Source organism: Candidatus Hydrogenedentota bacterium (assembly GCA_035416745.1).
Classification (GTDB): domain Bacteria; phylum Hydrogenedentota; class Hydrogenedentia; order Hydrogenedentales; family SLHB01; genus UBA2224.
On record DAOLNV010000021.1, the window covers coordinates 34,421 to 55,280 of the forward strand.

At 61.8% G+C, this 20,860-nt stretch carries 18 protein-coding genes; 4 read left to right on the top strand and 14 right to left on the bottom strand.

Features of this window, described 5'->3' with window-relative positions; translation table 11 throughout:
- Positions 1 to 20 precede the first annotated feature (20 nt).
- From hemL to PLJ71_09145, 9 genes are all read right to left on the bottom strand, one after another.
- Complete coding sequence (gene hemL, locus PLJ71_09105) at positions 21 to 1,307, bottom strand: glutamate-1-semialdehyde 2,1-aminomutase (GenBank protein ID HQM48835.1); 1,287 nt, start codon at positions 1,305 to 1,307, stop codon at positions 21 to 23.
- A gap of 35 nt (positions 1,308 to 1,342) precedes the next feature.
- Complete coding sequence (locus PLJ71_09110) at positions 1,343 to 1,486, bottom strand: hypothetical protein (protein ID HQM48836.1); 144 nt, start codon at positions 1,484 to 1,486, stop codon at positions 1,343 to 1,345.
- 64 nt (positions 1,487 to 1,550) lie between these two features.
- Positions 1,551 to 2,537, bottom strand: coding sequence for a porphobilinogen synthase (hemB, locus tag PLJ71_09115; protein HQM48837.1), 987 nt, complete (start codon positions 2,535 to 2,537; stop codon positions 1,551 to 1,553).
- 10 nt (positions 2,538 to 2,547) lie between these two features.
- Positions 2,548 to 3,333, bottom strand: coding sequence for a uroporphyrinogen-III synthase (locus PLJ71_09120; GenBank protein ID HQM48838.1), 786 nt, complete (start codon positions 3,331 to 3,333; stop codon positions 2,548 to 2,550).
- Entirely contained in the window at positions 3,330 to 4,250 is a 921-nt protein-coding gene (gene hemC / locus PLJ71_09125) for a hydroxymethylbilane synthase (GenBank protein HQM48839.1), read from the bottom strand. The genes PLJ71_09120 and hemC overlap by 4 nt, the downstream gene beginning before the upstream one ends.
- Positions 4,250 to 5,521, bottom strand: a complete 1,272-nt coding sequence (hemA, locus tag PLJ71_09130; protein ID HQM48840.1) for a glutamyl-tRNA reductase — start codon at positions 5,519 to 5,521, stop codon at positions 4,250 to 4,252. The genes hemC and hemA overlap by 1 nt, the downstream gene beginning before the upstream one ends.
- Positions 5,509 to 6,363, bottom strand: coding sequence for a cytochrome c biogenesis protein CcsA (ccsA, locus tag PLJ71_09135; protein HQM48841.1), 855 nt, complete (start codon positions 6,361 to 6,363; stop codon positions 5,509 to 5,511). The genes hemA and ccsA overlap by 13 nt, the downstream gene beginning before the upstream one ends.
- Positions 6,364 to 6,649: 286 nt before the next feature.
- A complete protein-coding gene (gene xerD / locus PLJ71_09140; GenBank protein HQM48842.1) occupies positions 6,650 to 7,546 on the bottom strand; it encodes a site-specific tyrosine recombinase XerD in 897 nt (298 codons plus the stop codon).
- 55 nt (positions 7,547 to 7,601) lie between these two features.
- The gene (locus PLJ71_09145) at positions 7,602 to 8,198 is read right to left on the bottom strand and encodes an ATP-dependent Clp protease proteolytic subunit (GenBank protein ID HQM48843.1); all 597 of its coding nucleotides are present in this window, start codon (positions 8,196 to 8,198) and stop codon (positions 7,602 to 7,604) included.
- A gap of 281 nt (positions 8,199 to 8,479) precedes the next feature.
- Here PLJ71_09145 and PLJ71_09150 point away from each other — a divergent pair, with 281 nt between their 5' ends.
- Positions 8,480 to 10,672 carry a hypothetical protein gene (locus tag PLJ71_09150; protein ID HQM48844.1) on the top strand — a complete coding sequence of 731 codons (2,193 nt, stop codon included), beginning with the start codon at positions 8,480 to 8,482 and terminating at the stop codon, positions 10,670 to 10,672.
- Positions 10,673 to 10,712: 40 nt separating this feature from the next.
- On the opposite strand, the gene PLJ71_09155 is transcribed toward PLJ71_09150, so the two are convergent.
- The 5 genes from PLJ71_09155 to PLJ71_09175 form a co-directional block, all read right to left on the bottom strand.
- A complete protein-coding gene (locus tag PLJ71_09155) occupies positions 10,713 to 11,510 on the bottom strand; it encodes an NIPSNAP family protein (GenBank protein ID HQM48845.1) in 798 nt (265 codons plus the stop codon).
- A 20-nt stretch (positions 11,511 to 11,530) separates the two neighbouring features.
- The gene (locus PLJ71_09160; GenBank protein HQM48846.1) at positions 11,531 to 12,322 is read right to left on the bottom strand and encodes a methyltransferase domain-containing protein; all 792 of its coding nucleotides are present in this window, start codon (positions 12,320 to 12,322) and stop codon (positions 11,531 to 11,533) included.
- A 98-nt stretch (positions 12,323 to 12,420) separates the two neighbouring features.
- Positions 12,421 to 13,281 (bottom strand): Gfo/Idh/MocA family oxidoreductase, encoded by an 861-nt coding sequence (locus PLJ71_09165; GenBank protein ID HQM48847.1) that lies wholly within the window; start codon positions 13,279 to 13,281, stop codon positions 12,421 to 12,423.
- A 58-nt stretch (positions 13,282 to 13,339) separates the two neighbouring features.
- Positions 13,340 to 14,236, bottom strand: a complete 897-nt coding sequence (locus PLJ71_09170; protein ID HQM48848.1) for an amidohydrolase family protein — start codon at positions 14,234 to 14,236, stop codon at positions 13,340 to 13,342.
- A 36-nt stretch (positions 14,237 to 14,272) separates the two neighbouring features.
- Positions 14,273 to 15,376 carry a DUF1080 domain-containing protein gene (locus PLJ71_09175; protein ID HQM48849.1) on the bottom strand — a complete coding sequence of 368 codons (1,104 nt, stop codon included), beginning with the start codon at positions 15,374 to 15,376 and terminating at the stop codon, positions 14,273 to 14,275.
- Positions 15,377 to 15,706: 330 nt separating this feature from the next.
- Between PLJ71_09175 and PLJ71_09180 the strand changes: the two genes are divergently transcribed.
- From PLJ71_09180 to PLJ71_09190, 3 genes are all read left to right on the top strand, one after another.
- Positions 15,707 to 17,524, top strand: coding sequence for an ATP-binding protein (locus PLJ71_09180; protein ID HQM48850.1), 1,818 nt, complete (start codon positions 15,707 to 15,709; stop codon positions 17,522 to 17,524).
- Entirely contained in the window at positions 17,521 to 18,852 is a 1,332-nt protein-coding gene (locus tag PLJ71_09185; GenBank protein HQM48851.1) for a sigma-54 dependent transcriptional regulator, read from the top strand. The genes PLJ71_09180 and PLJ71_09185 overlap by 4 nt, the downstream gene beginning before the upstream one ends.
- Positions 18,853 to 19,086: 234 nt before the next feature.
- A complete protein-coding gene (locus PLJ71_09190) occupies positions 19,087 to 20,604 on the top strand; it encodes a TrkH family potassium uptake protein (protein ID HQM48852.1) in 1,518 nt (505 codons plus the stop codon).
- The last annotated feature ends 256 nt before the right edge of the window (positions 20,605 to 20,860 follow it).

Below are 20,860 nucleotides of genomic sequence, written 5' to 3' on the forward strand. Positions count from 1 at the left end.
CAGTCAAAATTCCGCGCCCGCTATGTCAGGTCAGCAAAGGCATCGCGCGCCGCATCGAGCGTCTTGTCGAGTTCCGCATCCCCGTGAGCCGCGCTCATGAAAGCCGCCTCGAACTGGGATGGCGCGAAGTAAACGCCTCGCTCGAGCATTCCCCGGAAAAAGGCGGCGTACCGTTTCGTGTCTGACGCCGTGGCATCGTCATAGTTCCGCACCGGCTGCTCATTGAAAAACATGCATGCCATCGAGCCCGCCCTCGTTTGGTAGACCGGGATGCCTGCTTCCCTGGCAATCTCACCCATGCCGTCGCATAGCCCCGCCATGGACTGCGAGATGCCTTCGAAGACCCCGGGTTGTTCGAGCGCCTTGAGGGTGGCAAGTCCCGCCGCCATAGCCAACGGGTTTCCAGATAACGTGCCCGCCTGGTACACGGGGCCCTCCGGCGCCAGCAGGCTCATGATCTCAGCCGGACCGCCGTAGGCGCCCACTGGAAGGCCGCCACCGATCACCTTTCCCAACACCGTCAGATCGGGTTTGATGCGATACGTGGCCTGAGCGCCTCCCATATCCACCCGGAATCCCGACATGACTTCGTCGAAAATGAGCAGTGAACCGCTGCCCGCAGTCAGTTCGCGCAAACCCTCCAGATAGCCCGGCTCCGGGAGGACAACGCCCATGTTTCCGGGTACGGGCTCGACGATCAGGCATGCAATATCCTCCCCGTACTGGTCAAACACCGCTCGCGCAGCCTCGAGCTCGTTGTACGGGATTACCAACGTGCACCGCGTATAGGCCTCGGGCACGCCCTGGCTGTCCGGCCGTCCGAGCGTGGTCAAACCGCTTCCGGCACGCACGAGCAGACCATCCATATGCCCATGGTAGCAGCCCGCTACCTTTACGATGAGATCCGCTCCGGTATACCCCCGCGCGAGGCGGATGGCGCTCATGACCGCCTCGGTGCCGCTGTTCACAAAGCGGATCTTCTCGATCATGGGGAAATGGCGCGTGACGCGCTCCGCCAACCGAATCTCGGACTCCGTCGAGATCCCGAAGCTCGAGCCCGACCGCATGGCCTCCGTCACGGCATCAACGACCGCGGGATGGGCATGTCCCATCACCAGCGGTCCCCACGAGAGAACGTAGTCCACATAACGGTTCCCGTCGACGTCTTGAATACAGGGCCCGTAGCCCGAAGCCGCGAAAAACGGTTCGCCGCCCACGGCATTGAACGCCCGCACCGGGCTGTTCACACCCCCTACCAGATACTTGTTTGCTTCGCGCCAGAGCGCCGCCGATTTATCTCTTTTCATGACTCACTCACCCAATGTCCCGCCTGCGTATCGTGCTACAGAACCTTCGGACCAAATGTCTGCACCAAGATCCTCGTCAGGTCCACCGAGAAGAAAAACCATTGGAGGATTTCCTTCGGGGTAAACGGGTCCTGGGCCTTGGCCGGTTGTGTTTTCGTCAGCATGCCTATGTGTTGCATCTAGGTTCTCCTTTCGCGCCCCGAGTACACAGGGATTGTCTCCCCGGTATGCGACGCCCGGGCCTCACACAAGCCATCTGGCGGCATCGCATGCCCAGTAAGTAAGGATAAGCGACGCCCCCGCGCGGCGAATCGAGGTCAATATCTCCAACGCCGCACGTTTCTCGTCTATCCAGCCATTGGCCGCCGCGGCCTTCACCATGGCGAACTCACCCGACACATGATACGCCGCCAGCGGCACGTCAAAGCGCTGCGCAGCTTGCGCCAACACATCGAGATACGGCAAAGCGGGTTTCACCATGACGATGTCCGCGCCCTCCTCGATGTCCAGTGCGATCTCTCGCAATGCCTCGCGCCCGTTGGCCGGGTCCATCTGGTACGACGACCGGTCACCGAACTGAGGCGGCGATTCCGCCGCATCGCGGAAGGGCCCATAGAAACTCGACGCAAACTTCGCGCTATACGCCATGAGCGGCACATCGTGGAAACCAGCCCCGTCCAGTCCGTTCCGAATCGCCGCAACCCGCCCATCCATCATGTCAGACGGGGCCACCATATCGGCCCCCGCACGCACGTGGGCTAATGCCTCTTTCACCAGGAGTTCGAGCGTAGCGTCGTTGTCCACGTCCGGAATTCCGTCCCGGTTGTCTTTGATCACCCCGCAGTGGCCGTGGTCCGTATATTCGCACAGGCAGACGTCGGTGATGATGCACAATCCGGGCGTGGCGCGCTTCACTGCCCCGATCGCGCGGCAAACAACGCCATCCTCCGCGTACGCTTCGCTTCCGACAGCATCCTTGTGCCCGGGAATGCCGAACAGGATGACCGCAGGCACCCCGCAACCGGCAACCCTTTTCGCCTCCTCGGCCAGGGTATCTACCGAGAACTGGAAATTGCCCGGCATCGAGCGAATCGGGTTACGCACCCCCTCACCTGGACGCACGAACATCGGGAATACAAGATTGTCGGCGCTAAGACGCGTCTCGCGGACCATGCGGCGGAGAGTTTCATTCCGCCGCAGCCGCCGCATGCGCGTTTTCGGATAAGCCACGGTTGCCTCCTTACGGCGATGCCGCCCACTTCACTATAGCCTGAATCAGCCCTGGAATGCTGTGTTCTTCCGCCTCGATTGCCGGATTCACACCCAGCTCGCGCATCGTACCGGCAGTGATTGGACCGATAGCAGCAAACGCGGCCCTCTTTTTGAGCATCTCCAACCGGTCCCCGCCCAGCATCTGGCAGAAATTGCGTACGGTGCTGGAACTCGTGAACGCAACCAGGTCCGGAGCAAAGCTCATGAGCGCCTCGACCAGTGCGCCGGAGGCGCCAGGCGCCACCGTCCTGTAAACGATGAATTCGGTAACCTCCGCGCCATGTTCCCGCAAGGCTTCCGGCAGGAAACGCCGCGCGATATCGCCCCGCGGCAACAACACCCGTTTGCCCCGCAGATCCGGTTCGTGTTCGAGTAGTTCATCCAGGAGCGCTTCTGCAACGTGCTTCTCTGGCATAACGTCAATACGCAAGGAACGCTTCCGCACGGCCTCGGCCGTCGCCGGCCCCACCACGCACACCTTGACGCCCCGAAAATCGCGCGTATCCCGTCCCGCAGCCCCGAGGCGTCTGAAAAACATGTCCACGCAGTTCACGCTCGAAAACACCACCCAGTCGTAGTCGCCGATATGCCCGAAGTCCTCCGCTGGCTCGGCCGGAACAATCTCGATGGTGGGAAACTCGAACACCCCCGCGCCCATGCCTCGCAGCGAGCACACCAGTTCCCCCGCCTGAGCCTGAGCGCGGGTGACGGCGATGCGCTTGCCGCGCAGAATCTCCCCATATTCCTCATTCATCGCAGCGCATCCAGCAGCGTATCCGCGCCCTGCCGGCGAAGGGTTTCCGCCGCCCTGATTCCGGTCTCGCGGGGGCTGTCTTGAGGGCCGTCCACAGTGCATCGCAATATGTGTGCGCCATCCAGGCTGCACACGCAGGCGTCAAGCACGAGCCGGTCCCCTTCCCGTTTCGCCAGAGCGCCCAAAGGCACCTGGCAGCCCCCTTCCATTGCGGCAAGAAACACCCGCTCCGCGGTTACGGCCATCCTGCTCTCGGGATCCTCCAACCGCGCCAGCGTCGCACGCAATGCCGCGTTGTCCTCGCACACTTCAATCGCCAACGCCCCCTGAGCCGGAGCGGGCAGCATGATCGCATCCGGAAGCACCTGGGTGACCGCGTCCATGAGACCCAAGCGATGCAAGCCGGCGCCCGCCAGAACCGCCGCGTCCACATCGCCCTCCCGGACTTTCCGCAGCCGGGTATCCACGTTACCCCGAAACGGGACAACCTCGAGATCTGTGCGATACGCCCGCAGTTGCGCGGCCCGGCGCAGGCTCGAGGTCCCTATCCGTGCCCCCGCGGGCAACTGATCCAACGCCAGTCCTTCGCGGCTCACGAGCACATCATAGGGGTTCTCGCGCGTGGGCACCGCCCCGACACACAGTCCTTCCGGCAATTCCGTGGGAAGATCCTTCATGCTGTGGACCGCCAAATCGATCGTCCCGGCAAGCAGGGCTTCCTCGAGCTCCTTCGTGAAAAGCCCCTTCCCCCCGACCCGGGACAGCGGCACATCCGCAATCTTGTCCCCTGTGGTGCGGAGCACCGTGATCGCGACCTCGGCATCCGGCACAAGGCCCCGGAGCGCCTCGGCGATCTGCCGGGACTGGCACATCGCCAGCCCGCTGCCCCGCGAGCCGATGAGGATGGACTTGGGCATCACGTTTCCTTCAAGCCGAATATCCGGCGAACGAACTGCAGCACGAGACTCGGGTCCTGCGCGACCGCTTCGCGCTTCAACTGGCTCATGGGACGCTGCAGAATCGTATTCACGATGCGCCGCGTCATTTGAGAGATGGCCTCGCGGTGTTCTTCCGTCATGTCGGGATACGCGGCCAGCAGTTTCTCGAGCTCGCGCTCGCGAATCCCGTGCAACTCCTCGGAAATGGACACAATGGCGGGCTCGACAGCAAGACTTCGCATCCATTGGACAAACTTCTCGACGCCATCATCGACAATCCTCAGGCACGTGTCGACCTCTTGCCGCCGCGCTTCGAGGTTCTCTGCGGCGGCCTGCTGCAACGCGTCCAGATCGTACAAGTAAACATTGTCGAGGCTGTTTACCGCAGGCTCGACATTGCGCGGCACGGCGATGTCGATAACAAACATCGGGGCGTTGCCCCTCCTCTTCAGTGCACGATGAAAGTGGCCGCAGGTCAGGATCGGCGCCGTGGCCGCGGTGGACGTGATAACGATGTCCGCACGGTGCAGGGTTTCGTCCAGCGCCTCGAACGCCACGGCTTCCCCGCCGAGCGTTCCCGCGAGGCTCAAGGCCTTTTCCGGGCTGCGATTGACAAGAAGTATCCGGCCCGCTCCGCACGACAGCAGACTCTTCATGGTGCTTTCACCCATCTTCCCCGAGCCGATGATCATCACCGTCTTCTCTGCCAAATCCATGAATATCGAGACCGCGAGGTCCACGGCCACCGAAGCTACCGAAACCTTTCCCGCCCCGATCTTGCTTTCGGTGCGGACCTGTTTCGCCACGCTGAATGCGCGCTGAAACATCGCCGAAAGGACCTTGTCGATGGTCTGTTGCGATTGCGCCAACATGAAGGCCTCGTGGACCTGCCCCAGGATCTGGGCCTCGCCCACCACCAGGCTGTCAAGACTGGCTGCCACGCGAAACAGATGCCCAACCGCTTCCGAACCCTTGTATTCATAAAGGGAACCGGCGAATTCATCTTCGGACAACCCATGCCACTCGGCCATGAACGCGCGCACATCGTCGCACAGGGTAGCGGCGTCCTTGTCGTGGTGCGCATAGATCTCGACCCGGTTGCAGGTGCTCAGAATGACGGCTGCTCCGCCTTCGAGGCGATCCTGTAATTCCAGCAACGCCGGCGGGATGGTCTCGGGCGCAAAATGCAGGCGTTCCCGCAACTCTAACGGGCTCGTGTGATGGCTGAGACCAACCGCTACGACGCCCATGACGCCGACCCCCAGAAATGGTAATACGACACTCCCAACAGCGCGCGCACCAGGTAGATGCCCAGCATGACGGAGAAACCTATCAATACCGCGAACGCCAGTTTCCGCCCCCGCAACAGGCCAATCTGCCGGGCATGAAACACGAACGCGTAAAAGGCCACCATCGCAACAGCCTGCAGGATTTTCGGAGCAAGGTACCACTGCGGCCCTAACAGGCCGGCGTCCACCCGCGCCCAGATGCCGCCCACAATCAGTGTCACCGAAAACACGATGTACCCGTGACGTATCAACAAATACAGGCTCTTGTCGAGGCGTTCCAATGAGGGAAGGGCATGGAACAGCCCGCGGGTATGATGATTCTTCAGATGACGGGCCTGAAACATATACGCCACGCTGGTCACGCTCGCTCCCAGAAAAAACGCGTACGCCAGAAACGCCAGACTCACATGGCCCGCCAGAAACATGCCCCGAAGCGCTCTCGGCGCCTCCGAGAAGGTACGCAGCGCAGCAAGAACACAAAGCAATGCCAGCACCAGGATCGGCGGCAAATAGAACGAGGACAGCGCCCGGGTTTCGCCCCGTGCTGATACGTACATGACAACCGTCGCCAAAACAACAAAGACGACAAGCGCGTCAGCCACGGTCGTCATGGGAAGATTGCCCCATGCGGCCCAGCGCAACACGAAAACCGCGAGGAACAAACACATTCCCATCAGCGCCAGCCGGCGGGCAACGTTCAGAAACGCCGCCTCCTCCCGCGAAAGAAACAGCACGGCGCCAACCGTCGCCGACAAGTAAGCCAGCGCGCCCGCTATCAGCACAACCAGCGTCACGATCGTCATCAAGGCGCCTCCGCCGTCTTCTTCGCCATCTCTCCCTCGACCCCGTCGCTCCGCCCTCTCGAAAGGCGGTACTGTTCACGAATGCCCACGCCAAACGTCTCCGCCGGCATTCGCCACCGAAGCCGGCCGCAGTCCATTTCCGCACCGGAACCTTCCGTACCTCTTCAGGAAAGAATAGCGAACCGATTTCGGGGACACAATACTCAATTGGGATGTCACGCACATCACCTACCATCAATGTGTCGCGGATTGGCAGTCAGAATTGAGTATTGTGTCCCCGAAATTATTACGACCTCGGATGAAAATCCTTGTGGGCACGGCTCAACCGGTCCACGCTGACGTGGGTGTAGATCTGCGTGGTCGATACGTCGGCATGGCCCAGCATTTCTTGAACCGCGCGCAGATCGGCCCCATGATCCAGCAGGTGGGTGGCAAACGAATGCCGCAGCATGTGAGGCGTCACGTTCTGGCGGATGTTGGCGGCTTGCGCCGCCCGTTTCACTACCAGCCAGACCCGCGAACGGTTCATCCGGCGTCCGCGGGTACCCAGAAACAGCGTGTCGTCGAGTACCTTGTCCCCTGAACGAACCGGCAGATACGCGCGTATCCGCTCGATGGCCCGGCTGCCCAGAGGCACAATCCGCACCTTCGAGCCCTTGCCCCGTACCCTCACCATGGATTCCTCGAGCGACACGTCACGCAGCGGCAGATTGGCCAATTCCGAAATCCGCAGACCGCAGGCGTAAAACAACTCGAGGATCGCCGCGTCTCGGACGCCGTGCTTGCGCGACAGATCCGGCGCGGTCAGCAGACGTTCCACCTCGAGCGCCGACAACACGTGGGGCAACGCGCGAATCAGCCGGGGCGAATCCATGCCTTCGGTAGGATCGCGCTCCGCCAGATGTTCTTCCCGCAGAAACCGGTGAAACCGGCGAATCGCGCTCAAATGCCGCGCGGCCGACCGCGTGCTCAGCCCCGCCTTCCGCAACGCGATCAGATGGCCCAGCACATGGTCCCGCGTGACATGGTCCGGGTCCGTGACACCGCATTGTTCGAGCTGGCCGGTATACGACCCCAGATCGCTCGCGTACGCCTCGAGCGATTTGTCGGCCAGACCCGACTCAAAAACAGACGCCTCCAGGAACTGGTCCAGAAGGCGTCTGAGTTGTCCTGATGCTGTCATGTTCTTCCCGTCCCTGCTCATGGTGGCCCATGGCGGTTCGGGAAAGCAAGAACCGCTACTTCTTGCCAATGTCGTCGACGCACTCGACAACGCGTGAGATGACCCCGTACTCGATGGCCTCTTCCGCGCTCATCCAGAAGTTACGGTCGCTGTCTTCGTAAACTTTTTCGTAGGGCTGACCGGTTTCGCGCGCGATCATCTCGTTCAAGCGCTTACGAATCTTCATGATCTCCTGCGCTTCGATCCGGATATCCTTCAGATGGCCCGCGGCCCCTCCGCTCGGCTGATGGAGCAGAAACCGCGTATGCGGCAGAGCCAGCCGGTTCTCTTTCGGCGCGCCGAACAGAATCGGCACCGCAATGCTCGCAACCCATCCCGCGCCAATCGCGACGATCTCGGGCTTGATGAACCGCATCACGTCGTGGATCGCCAACCCCGCATCCACATGCCCGCCCGGAGACGTGATGAACATGCGAATGGGTTCTTGAGAATCCCCATCCAATATAAGAAGCTCCGTGATGACGCGTTCGGCAAGCTCCTCATCGACCGTTCCAGAGATCAATATGGTGCGGGTCTTGAGCAGCTTCGCCGTCAATGGCTCGAACGGATGTTTCGGGACTTCTTCGTCTTCTGGTACTTCATTGAACGTCATGGATATCGCCTCATCTTTGTTCGTTGCGAGAAGACATATTCTGCCATCTGCCGGCAAAACAGGTCAAATGCGCGGATTGCCCAAAAGGGCCGGGCTTATACGGCGTATAGGTCGCACAGGTCCGACAGCGGCTGTTGCCCTCCGCGCGGCAACCCCGGGGTTTGCCCAGTGATTTTCCAGTGAGGGTGCATTTCCCTTTCCCGCTCGTCTATACTCCGGCCAGGGCAAGCAGCGGCCCGGCTCCGGGCCGCATCGACCACACGATCGCAAGGAGTTCTCTCATGGCCGCGAATTCCGCCGTTTCTCTTCGCCGAAACATCACAATGGCCGCGCTGGCCGTTTTGCTGCTGCTGGCCGGCTACTACGCAAGCGCCGCGGAGCCAATAGATATCGGCTCCCGCCTCGAACCCCTCTGGGACCAGTTCCTCATCGAGTCCATGGACGGCGTTCAGCAAGTCCTCCACGAACCCGTCCCGCGCGACGTGGCGATCACCGTCGATGCCCCTTGGGAGGGCAATACTTCGTGCTATTTCACCATCTTTGAAGACGACGGCCTCTTCCGCATGTACTACCGCGGCTCGAACTTCGACCTCAAGACCAATACCGGCGGCGGCCAGCGCGTCTGCTACGCGCTCAGCGTCGACGGCATCCACTGGGCCAAGCCCGAACTCGGCCTCTTCGAATACGAGGGCTCGACCGCGAACAACATCATCTGGCAGGGGGAGGGCGTCCACAACTTTTCGCCGTTCAAGGACTCCAACCCCGCCTGCCCGCCCGGCGAACGCTACAAAGCCGTGGCCAGCGGGCCGGACGATGCCAAGCTCATCGCGTTCAAATCCCCCGACGCCGTCCATTGGGAACTCATTCAGGAAGCGCCTGTCATCACCATCGGCGCCTTCGACTCGCACAACCTCGCATTCTGGGACGCGTACCGCCAGCAGTACGTCGAGTTCCACCGCGGTTTTGCGGAAGGCGTCCGGGCAATCATGACCTCAACCACCAAGGATTTCCTCAACTGGCCCGAACCCCAGTGGCTCCAATACACCGAGGGCACGCCCAACGAGCACCTGTACACCAACGGCATCACCGCTTACCACCGCGCTCCTCACATTTTCATCGGCTTCCCGAAACGCTTCTCTCCCGACCGCGACCTCAAGGTTCACCCTTATCCGGGCGTGTCGGACGGCGTGTTCATGACCAGCCGTGACGGGCTCCTGTTTCATCGCTGGCGCGAGGCGTTTCTGCGCCCCGGGCCTGACCCGACCCGTTGGGTCAACCGCAACAACATGATCGCCTGGGGCGTCATGCAGACCGATTCGGGCGACCCCAACCTGCCCGGCGAGCTTTCGGTCTATGCCACCGAGGGCTACTACGTCGGCCCGTGCGAATTGCGCCGCCACACCGTCCGTCTCGACGGGTTCGTCTCCATCAAAGCCCCGGCAACGGGCGGTGCATTCACCACGAAGGTCCTGACATTCACCGACGGCGAGGACCCACCCCTCCCTCAAGACCGTGTATCATCGATGCCATTGACCTTCACCCAGGAGAACCCCATCCGCGGCGGCCGGTCCCTCGCGTTCGCTTCGCCGCAGATCCTCAAGCTGCCCAACACCCAGAATCTCGGCCCCCAGGCAACGTTCGCCGCCAGCGTGCGCAACGTCCCCGCCGGGCACCGGCGCATCTTCTCCGCTTACGACGGAGGCGCCACGGAGACCATGCAGAACGAACTCATCCTCGACTGCAATCCCGGGGGCACAATCGGCCCCGAACAGACCGGCTTCCGCTTCTTCTACCACACGAAGGAGGTGGTTGCGCCGCTTGAAGCCCTGCCCCAATGGGCTGATGACAGCAATCCGCACCATCTTGCCGCGACCTACGATGACGGCGTCATCCGCCTCTATTTCGACGGAAAAGAGGTCGCGAGTGGGGGAGAGGCAGGGCTTGGACCCATCGAACTGTGTCATGGCGACCTTCAGTTCGGAGAGGACTATCCCCCCACTTCGCTCACCAACGAACCGTTCCTCGGTGTCGCCGACGACATCCTCGTGGTCCGGCGGGCCCTTTCGCCCGAGGAGATTAAGCGGCTGGCCACGGAAGGCGCTACGGCCGTTTTCGGACAGACCGCCAGCGAAAACGGCGTGCTCTATACCGCCGAGGCCGCCGAAGGGGGGCGTCTCATCAATGCGTTCACGGGCGGCCCGTCCGTGCCGGCCCCGCCCGAAGCCGCCGAAACCAAGCTCCTCATCAACTACGCTACGTCAGGGGCCGGGAGCATCTGGTGCGAAATCCAGGATGCCAGCGGCAATCCCATCCCCGGGTTCACCCTCCAGGAGTGCGACGAGATATACGGCGACCATATCGAGCGGGTCGTCACGTGGGGCGGCAAGTCCGAGTTGAAAGAACTCGTGGGCACGCCTGTCCGGCTGAAGTTCAGGATGAGCGACGCGGATATCTACGCCCTGCGATTTCGGTAGGATACGGCCAAAGGCGGGCCAGCGGTCGCGCGGTCTTCCGCTATATCTGCGAGCATTCCGCCGGGTTCAACACGATGTTCGTAATCCCGGAGACTATCTCCTTGTCCGCGTACTCAGGCCTGGCTCGCAGTTCCAGCCACTCCGGATCGGCCCGGAAAGTGTCCCATGCGGCCGTCTGCGCATCCGCGTTCTCGAATCCCACCATGTACGTCAGGTTGGGCATCTTCGTCCCGATGAGCGACTCGCCGAAGAACACTGGATTCAGGCCTGTCTTGCGGAAGATGGCAAGCTCCGCCGTGTTGAACATCTCGATCTTCTTCTGCCCCGCCTTCACGCCCGGGCTTTCGTAGATCCGCAACTGGAACACCCTCGTGGCGGATTCCGCCGGCCGCTCCAGCCGGGGCATCCCCGCGAACGCTTTCAACAAGCAGCTTTCGACGCGCTTATACGCCGGGCTCGCCGCGGGCGCGTCCAGAAACGCCGCACCCTTCGCCAGATACTCCTCGTCCGCCAGCAGTTTCTCCGTCGCGGCCGCAACCGACTCGATTGATGCGTGCGGCAACAGGACATACACAGGGCTCAACTGGTCCGCCGCCACGAAGACGCCCACCGGGCTCACGCCAAGCCGGTTGTAAGCCGGAATCGCCGCGCCGGCCCAGAATGCCAGCAGTGCCGCTTTCTGCGCCTCCGTCTCCACCTCGTACGCGCGCAATTCGTAAAACGTCCGGCCTGTCTCCCCCTCGGGTTTCCCCTCGGCTGCCCGCGCGGCCTCGACGTTACTCATCGATGCGGCTCCCGCCGCCGCGGTCATCGCCAGAAACGAACGCCGTCCAATCATCACCAGGCTCCTTTCAACGGTTAATCCGCTTTTGTGCCAATCGCCCGGAAAAACGTGTAGCAGAACGCGCCGTCAGGATGGGTCTTTATCGCCAGAATATCGTCAACCCCTTTGCGAAACATGTCCGAATCCATCATACCGCGCGCGGTTACTTCAGGCTCGATCCCGCGAAGCATTCCCACGATGGTGTCCTCGACAAACCCCTTCATCATGTGCGGCAGACTGGGGTCGCAGTAGATTCGAACCGGTTCGACCCGCACCTCCTCGAGGCCCGCCCGCGCAAGCACCGAATACATCCGCCGTCCGATCAGGCTGTCGCCTCCAAGGATCGCCTGCAGTTTCGGCAAACACGCCCATGCGGCAAGCGCCTCGGGCGTCTCCGGATGGAAAAAACACGACCCGTGATCGCCCTCGATCGACGTAAGTGTGCCCCCCGGCTTCAATACGCGCAACAGGTTCTCGAGAGCCCATACCGGCTTGCTCAGATGCTCGAGCACGAAGCATGCGAAGACGTGGTCAAACACCTCCCCCGAAAACGGCAGCGCATACAGGTCCCCCGCCACGAACCCCATCGCCTTAGACCGTTCCGCCGCTGCCCGCACGGAAACCGGCGAGATGTCCATGCACACAAAGCGCGCACCCGGGCTGTTCGCCATAAGGACGCCGGTCTGCGCCCCGACCCCGCACGGCGCCTCCAACACCAGCGCCCCCTCGGGGTATCGCACGTTTTCGTGGAGCAGGCCGCTCAGCGCCTGGGCGGAATTCCGCAGACGCCCTGTCTCGTACTCCGAATAGCCGTGCACGTATCCCATAGCCGCAGCTTCCCGAATTGCCCTCGAGATCGGTTGCGGGGTCCCGCCCGACGGGCAGGTCCCCCATAACACTCCCCCTGACCTTGCCTTTCGGCAAGCTACTTGATCACCTTCTCCACCTGCCCGGATTTCTTCGAGCGGGCCAGCGCATCCAAGACCTGAACCGGGCGCAACAGCAGCTCGTGCGGGATCGGCTCGACACGCGTCTTGAACATTCCGCAAAACGTCTGGACCCCGCTCAGGTAGGCGCTCTTGTCCATGGGCAGGTTTGAATGAATGGCCTTTTCGCTCCCGATGGCCGAGATGCCGAAGTGCGGGGCGCCCTCTTTCACAAGGTTCATCGTCACGATCTTCCCGTCCTTATACAGGAGCTGGCCTGTCGCGCCGTTGCCGTTTTTCGTGATCAAGACGGACTTCACGTCGTATCCGAACGCCATCAAAACCATTTCAACCTGGTGAATCCCGTAGAAAAACACGCCGCCCCATTTGCTCTCGAGATCGCAGGGACCGTACGTCGACCCGGCCACGATCTTCCCGCTCCCCTCCATGTCCTTCTTGAACTTCGCGAAACTCGCCTGCATGGGCACCACGCTGAACGACGTCACCGGCGCGCCCGTCTTCTTGGCAAGCTTCAGAAACGCCACACCCTCCTCAGGCTCGAAGCAGAACGGTTTGTCGACAAACGTGGGGATGCCCTTCTCGACAAACGGCCGCACCGCGTCAAGATGGTATTTCGGATGCCGGTGATCCACCAGGACCGCGTCTACCTTCCCAAGCATCTCTCTCGGATGCTTGACAATATTGGGGATCTTGCCCGCCTCGGCCGTGTCCTGCGCAAAAGCCGCCGTCTCTCCCCAGAGGTACTCCACCGAGAAGCCCTTGATCTTCTTCTCGATGTTGATGATCTTTGCAATAGCCTTCGAATGCGAATTCTCGGCTCCGATTATCCCCAGAATCATGGCCTTGCTCCCTCGCGTCCGCGCGCGCCACGGCGCACGTCGCACCGCCAACCCGGCTTCACTCCAACCCCAGATTCAACACCCGGTTGGCATTCTTCCACATGATCTTCTCGTACACGGTGTCGCTGATGTCGCCCTCGTCGCGGGCAGCCGTCAGCCACTCGACATGCTCCATCTTGTTCCTCGGCGAACAGTAGTCCAACCCCAGCAGCAAACGGTCCTGGAACTCTTCCATGAACCCATAGGCATGCGCCGGGTCCCGCTGCAGCGCGTTCAGCCCGCTGCCCGCCGACAAATCCCCATGAACGCCCGGATATTCGCGGAACAGGCGCTTCAACACGCCGCCTTCCGCGACGGGCGTCTTGGGATATCCGTTTTTATCCTTCACGGTGGCGTCCCCGCTGATCTCCGACCAGAATCCCGGGCTGTGCCCGAAGAACACCAGGCCGGGGAATTTCTGCAGGCACTTCTCGAAACGGGGCAGCCCCAGTTCATCCATCACGCCGTAGCTGTCCACGTCCGGCGTAATCGTATGGAACGTCACCGGAAACCCGACCTTCTCACACGCCGCCAGCAGGCACTGCATGGGATGGTCGTCCCAGTACACGCGAGCCGTTACCTCTCCCAGACCCTTGAACCCCAGGTCGCGGCACTGCGCCAGCACCCGGTAATGGTCTTCGACCGTGATCTTCGCGGGGTCGCGGGGCAGGCGCGGGTCCACATTGACAAAGGGTATGAACTTGCCCGGGTACTTCTCGCAGATCCCAAGCACCTCGCCGACGCTCTGCTTCTCGGCAGGCGATTCCGCGCACGCCAGGGGCAGAATGACCGTCTTGTCGATGCCCTTCTGTTTCATCAGCGCCAACTGCTGTTCCGCGCTCATGAACGGCGTCCCGCTCAGAGGCGAAATGAGGAGCGGATCCGCAAAGACGTGCCCGTGAATATCGATCCTCACTGTGGTCTCTCCGGTTATGCGTGTGGCCGCACGCGCCTATTCACCCGAGGGGTATTCCTGAAGACGGATGTTCTTGAACGACAAGTCGGTTGTCGGGTCATGCCCCTGCAGGTGAATCGTACCGGCCGCCCCAACGTACCCGGCCTTGCCGTCGCTGTTGTCGACCGCCGGACGCATATCGAGGAAATCACTCACCGCATACCCGTTGATCCACACCGCAAAATGGTTGCCGTCGCACAGGAGGGTCTTGTAGAACCACTCCCGATCGCTCGAGACCACGCTCCGGGCCGGCTGGATCGCGTACAAACCGCCCGTGCCGAAATCGACGGGATTCGTCCGCTCATCTTTCCATTCGTTGCGCACCTGCGACTCGTACCCCTTCCAAAACACACCCTTCGGGCCGCGGAAGAAGACGCCGCTGTTCAGGTGGTCGCCGTTTGAGAAGATGTCCAACTGCAGGACGAAATTCTTGTACAACCCGTCGGTCTCGATCTGGCCGTTGCCGTTCTTGATGCGGATCGCGCCGTCTTCCACCGTGAACACCGATTTGTGCTCGGGAATAATGTTCCAACCCGTCAGGTCCGTCCCGTTGAAGATGGGCTTCATCGTAAGCGGACGCAGCTTGATGCCGCTTGCCTCGACGCGTCCGCCCTGGTACAGGATGCCGATGTAGCCAATAGCGCTACCCGGTGCCGCAACAGCCGCGTCCTGCCCGTTGATCTTCGCCTTGACCGCATTCCCCTCGGCAACAACGCTCACCTCTTGCCAGTCATAGCCCGATTCGGCGCCCCGGACCGGAATAACCACGCTGCCGTTCTCGGAGGGATGGCCCGAAAGCGGCGCCCGTACCACCACCGCCGCCGTCTGCTTCGGCGCCACGCGGATCTTCATGGTAAGCTCAAAATCGCCCCACCGGCCCGTCGTGGCGATCCAGCCGCCTGTGCCCTGTTTGCACGACAACACGCCATCCGAGACCTCCCATTCCGTATCCCCCAGGGCCTGCAGCCCGAAGAGCGTCTCGCCATCAAACAGGTTGATCCACCCTTCCGCGTAATCCTGCGCATGCGCCTCGCCCCCCAGAACTGCCGGCGCCACCGCCAAACCAGCTACCATCGCAGCAAACAACATGCGTTTCATCATTTGTCTCCTTCCGTGTTATCACATGGTGGCGGGCCGCAACTCCCGCCATCCGGACCTTGCCCAAGACAAGATGTTATCCTACACCTTCCCCGCCACACCTGCCAAATCCCTTGTGGGCGGGCAGCGCCGCAGTTGCTGAAGCAACGACCCTGGTTCCCACTGCTGTCCATCAATTCCCGCGCCCTCTTCCAAGAAGTTCGCCCCACCGTTTGAGAAACCCCGCGCGACTTGTGCGACCTATGCGATCTCTATGTCTCATAAGTCTGTGTTGTCTGTATAATCGATATAGTGTGAACCGTGGCGGTAAACGACATTGACGAGGCGGGTACGATGTCTTTACGGCAGAAAGTGTTGCTGGCCCTGGTGATTCCCACATTGTTGCTGGCGGCTGTGGGGATCGTCGGGGTCTCCTCGCTCCATCGTCTCTCGCGGTCGGCCCGAGATATCTTGTCGGACAACTACCGGACCATCCAGGACGCGCGCCGGATGGAGCGGGCCCTGCGCGCCATCGAAAGCCTCCTGCAAAGCAATGGCTTCTCCGCCGCCGCCCCGTCGCCGGTGTCGCAGCAGGCGCAGGCGTTCGAGGAGGCACTGATCGGGTGCGAAGGAAACATCACCGAAGCGGGGGAATCGGACATCCTCAAGAGCGTCCGGGCAACCTGGGAAGAGCTCGAGACACGGCTGGACGCCGGCGGCACGGGAACCAACGAGCCGGCGCATGACCCGGTCACTATGAAAATGGTGTTTTCCATCTTCCAACAAATCGACGACCTGATCGACACCAATGAGAAAGGGATGTTCGCGCGGGAACGCCGCACACTTCTTAGCGCACGGTGGGCCGTGGGACTGATGGCAACATCGTTGCTGTCCGCGTTGCTCGTGCTGGTTGTGTTCGCCCAGGTCGCTGCACGGCGCATCGCACGCCCCATCCAGGAAGTCGCCGAAAACCTGCACGACACACTCAAAACCACCACTCTGGCTGACGACGGGTCCACGCGCCCCGGCGACGAAATCAAGCGGCTGCGCACCGAGTTGGACAACCTTCTCAAACGTCTGGCGCTCCATAAGGACGAGGAGGCAAGCCGGTTCATGCGGCTCCAGGAACGGCTCGCTCTCGTCGTCGAAGAGGTCCAGGAGGGCCTCATCCTGACGGACGAAAGCCTCGAGGTCCTCGTAATGAATAAGCGTGGACGCGAGTTGCTCGGCGTGGAGGGAGGGGCCGTCCCCGGCGAGAACCTGCGGCAGATGCCCTTGAAAGAAGCGGTCCGAAAGGCCCTCTTGCCCATCTTCGAGGAGCCGCAGTCTGCCAAGCGCGACCTCGCGGAATTCAAAATCGAGTCGCAAGGCGCCGAGCGCGTGTACCGGCCCCGCATCCTTCCGGTAACATCAGACGACGATGGGCGCGCTAACGGGTATCTCATGGTCTTCTGGGACGTCACCGAGGAGCGGCGTTTCGAGGAGTCCCGCCGCAGTTTCATTGCGATGTTGTCGCATCAACTGAAAACCCCCGTGACGTCGCTGGCCATGTCCGTGAGCCTCTTGTGGGAACGTTTCCACGGGCGGGCGCCGGAAGGCGATGAGCTGCTCTCGATTGCGAAGGACGACTGTCTGGCCCTGTCAAACCTGGTAAACGAACTGGTGGACGCCGCCCGCGACGTAACATCGAACCTCGCACTCCGGCTGCGCCGGCTCGATCTGGCGTCACTCCTGCGGGAAGCCCTGCGTCCATTGGCGCCCCTCGCAAGGGAAAGAGAAATCGACCTGCGGGATGCTATGGGCGCCCAACCCGTCTTCGTGCTGGCGGACCCCGTAAAACTGCCGTGGGTGGTGACCAATATCGTGGGCAATGCGCTCCGGTATACCCCAGCAGGCGGGGTGGTCCGCATCGCGCTGGGCGTCGAGCGCGGAATGGTCTCCATCGTCATTTCCGATACGGGAGCAGGAATCGCACGCGACGACATCAAGCAGATCTTCCTCCCCTTCGCGTCCGTGCGGCGCGACCCGCGACCGGGACTCCACGGGCTCGGGCTGGCAATTGCACGAGAGATCATTGAAGCGCATCAAGGCAGCATCGACGTTGAAAGTGAGCTGGGCAGGGGAACAACCTTCACTATCCGTTTCCCAATAGCCGCAGGAGCAGCGCCATGAGCAACATCCTCGTCCTCGACGACGACACTCATATCCAGCGCACGCTGGACATCATGCTGCGGAACGACGGGCATTCCGTCATATGCGCCGGTTCCGCGGAGGAGGCCCTCGAACGCGCCAACCGCCATCCGGTCGACATCGCCCTCGTCGACTTGCAGCTTCCCGGAATGAGCGGGCTGGACTTCCTCCGGAAACTCCGCGAGCAGCATCCTGACGCGGTGGCGATCATCATTACCGCATACGGCTCGATTGAGACCGCCGTGGAATCCATGAAAGAGGGCGCCCATGACTATCTTACGAAGCCCTTCTCTCCCGAACAGGTGCGGCATCGTCTGCGCCAGATCGAGGAAATGCGCGGCCTCAAAGCCGAAGTGCGCGGGTTGCGCCGCAGGCTGGGCGATGAGGAACACAACGAGTTCCCCACGCGAAACCCCGCCGTATTCCACGTGCTCGAACTCGCCCGTACGGTTGCCGACGTAGACGCAACGGTCCTCATCACCGGCGAAAGCGGCACGGGCAAGAACCTCCTCGCCCGCCTCATCCATTCCTGGAGCCCACGGCAAAATGCCCCGTTCGCCGTTGTCGATTGCACCTGCTTCCAGGAGACCCTGCTCGAGTCCGAGTTGTTTGGCCACAAGCGGGGAACGTTTACCGGCGCCGTGTTCGACAAGCCGGGCAAGGTCGAGGCCGCGCAGGGAGGAACCCTGTTCCTCGACGAAGTGGGCGAGACCCCCGCGCCGCTACAGGGCAAGCTGTTGCGGCTGGTTGAAGACCGCGTCTACGAGCGCTTGGGCGACCCGACCCCGCGCACCATGGACGCACGCATTATCGCCGCAACAAACCGCAACCTCTACGAGATGGTTGCCGAGAGGTTGTTCCGGCAGGATTTGTTCTACCGGCTGAGCGTTGTCGAACTGAGCATTCCGGCGTTGCGTCACCGCCCGGAAGACGTCCCTCTCCTTGCGGAACGGTTCATCAACGAGTTCAACCGCGTCCACGGCAGGGCCGTCGGCGCCATGGACCCTGAGGTCGCGGCCCTGCTGGTCCAGTATTCCTGGCCGGGAAACGTGCGCGAACTCGCGAATCTCATCGAACGGGCTATCCTGCTGTGTTCGGGGGATACCCTGCACAAAGAGCATCTTCCTCCCCGGGTCCTCGCCGGACAGCCCGCACCGGGCCAGCCGGACGAAGTGATCCCCCTGGCCGAACTCGAGGAAAGCCACATTCGCAGGGCGCTGGCACTCGGATTACCTTTCGAAGAAGCCGCCTCCCGCCTCGGTATCGACCCGTCCACACTCTGGCGGAAACGCAAGAAGTACAACATCTGAGCAACTGTATTGCAGACTGCAAGCCGGCTTGCAGATCGCACGGCAAATGCCGCCCATGCCTGGCTCGATCCCTGCGCAACTCCATTACTTCCAGGTCGTTTATAGATGGCACAAACCTTGCTCCCTCCCAATGAATGGCCGCCCGTTGCAGTTCTCCCGCCGGGAGCAGCGAGGCCGGCCGGATGACGATACCCGTCGGCTGCCCCTGGGCGTATTCCGACATGAGTCCCTGCAATGCTCACATTGACACTGAATTACCGGTTCATAGCAAAATGGCTCGGCACCGTCGCCCTGATCTCGGGCTGCCTGTTCCTGCCGTCGATAGGATGGGCCATATACTACGGCGAATACGCGGCCATTCCCGGCATCCTCTTGGCATCCGCGATTGCATGGGCCTGCGGAGGCGTGTTCTCTCTCATCGGGCGGAAGGCTTCGAACCGCCTGTTCCAGCGCGAGGCCCTCGCCATCGTAGCGCTGAGTTGGGTCGTCATCGGATTACTCGGCGCATTGCCATTCATCTGTACCGATACCATTGGTCCCGCAGGCGCGATCTTCGAGAGCATCTCCGGGTTCACGACGACGGGGGCGAGCGTCCTCGACAACGTTGAGGCGGTCCCGAAGAGCATTCTATTCTGGCGCTCATTCACGCACTGGCTGGGCGGGATGGGCATCATCCTGCTGTTCATCACGGTGCTCCCCTACCTGGGCGCCGGGGGAAAGCTGCTGGTCAAGACCGAGTCATCCGGGCCCGACCCGAAGGCAGTGCGCCCGCGCGTGAAACAGAGCGCCGTGATCCTGTTCAAGATCTACCTGGGTCTGACGGTGATACAGGTCGTGGCCTTGCTGTGCACGGGCAAGATGGACCTGTTCGAGTCTATCTGCCACGCTTTCGGCGCGCTGGCCACGGGCGGATTCTCCACGAGGCAGATGAGCATCGCGGCATACGACAGCGTCGCGGTCGAGATAATCATCATCGCCTCCATGATTTCCGGAGCAACCAGTTTTGCCCTGTACGTCGGCATCCTGGACGGAAACTGGAAGAGTCTCTTCCAAAACACCGAATGGCGCGCCTTGATCCTCGTGCTCACCGTATCCACGCTTCTTGTGGCACTGAACGCCGCGGGATATCTGGGCGAACCGCAGCTCACGCCTCCGGGCGCTGCCGCAGCCGCGGCTGCATCCCCGCCCTCGTTCGCACATGCCCTGCGCGCGTCCGCATTCAGCGTCACGTCCATGATGACGAACACGGGGTACACGACGGACGATTACGACACATGGCCCTACTTCTCCCGGATGCTGCTCGTCGTCCTCATGTTTATTGGGGGCTCGGCCGGCTCGACCGCGGGCGGCATGAAGGTTATCCGGAGCGTGATGCTCCTGAAGATGCTTCGCCACCGGCTCGAAACGACGTTTTGCCCCTACACCGTCCGGGCGCTCCGCGTAGACGGTCACGTGATCTCGGACGACACCCAGCGGGGCGTCCTGCTCTTCGTGCTCGCTTACATCCTGTGTTTTGTGGTCTGTTCCCTGGTCATGTCGCTGTTCGGCCTGCCCTACGATTCGGCGACTTCGGCCGTGGCCACCTGCATGAGCAACACGGGCCCGGGACTGGGCCTTGTGGGGGGGGCCGAGACCTACTCGATCGTGCCGCCGGCGGGGCTCCTGTTCTTGTCGTTCTGCATGATACTGGGGCGTCTCGAAGTGCTCACCATCCTTGTGCTGCTGATGCCAACCTTCTGGCGCGCCAGATAGAAAACAACGCCGGGCATTGACACATTTTTTGACGAGCGCGCTGTGCGCCCGTGGACGTGTTATCTACCGGGGATCAATTTCCACTTGTTGCCTCACCAGGTTGAGGAGATAGCACCCCTGGGAACGCCGAGCACCAGTTCCGCGGGCCAACATGAAATCATCGGACCAGCGTGAGATTGGCCAAACACCAGACGCCCACACGGCTGTGGCACTATGTCCAGCCCATGCCGCTCAGTTTCTCCGTCACGAAAGCCGA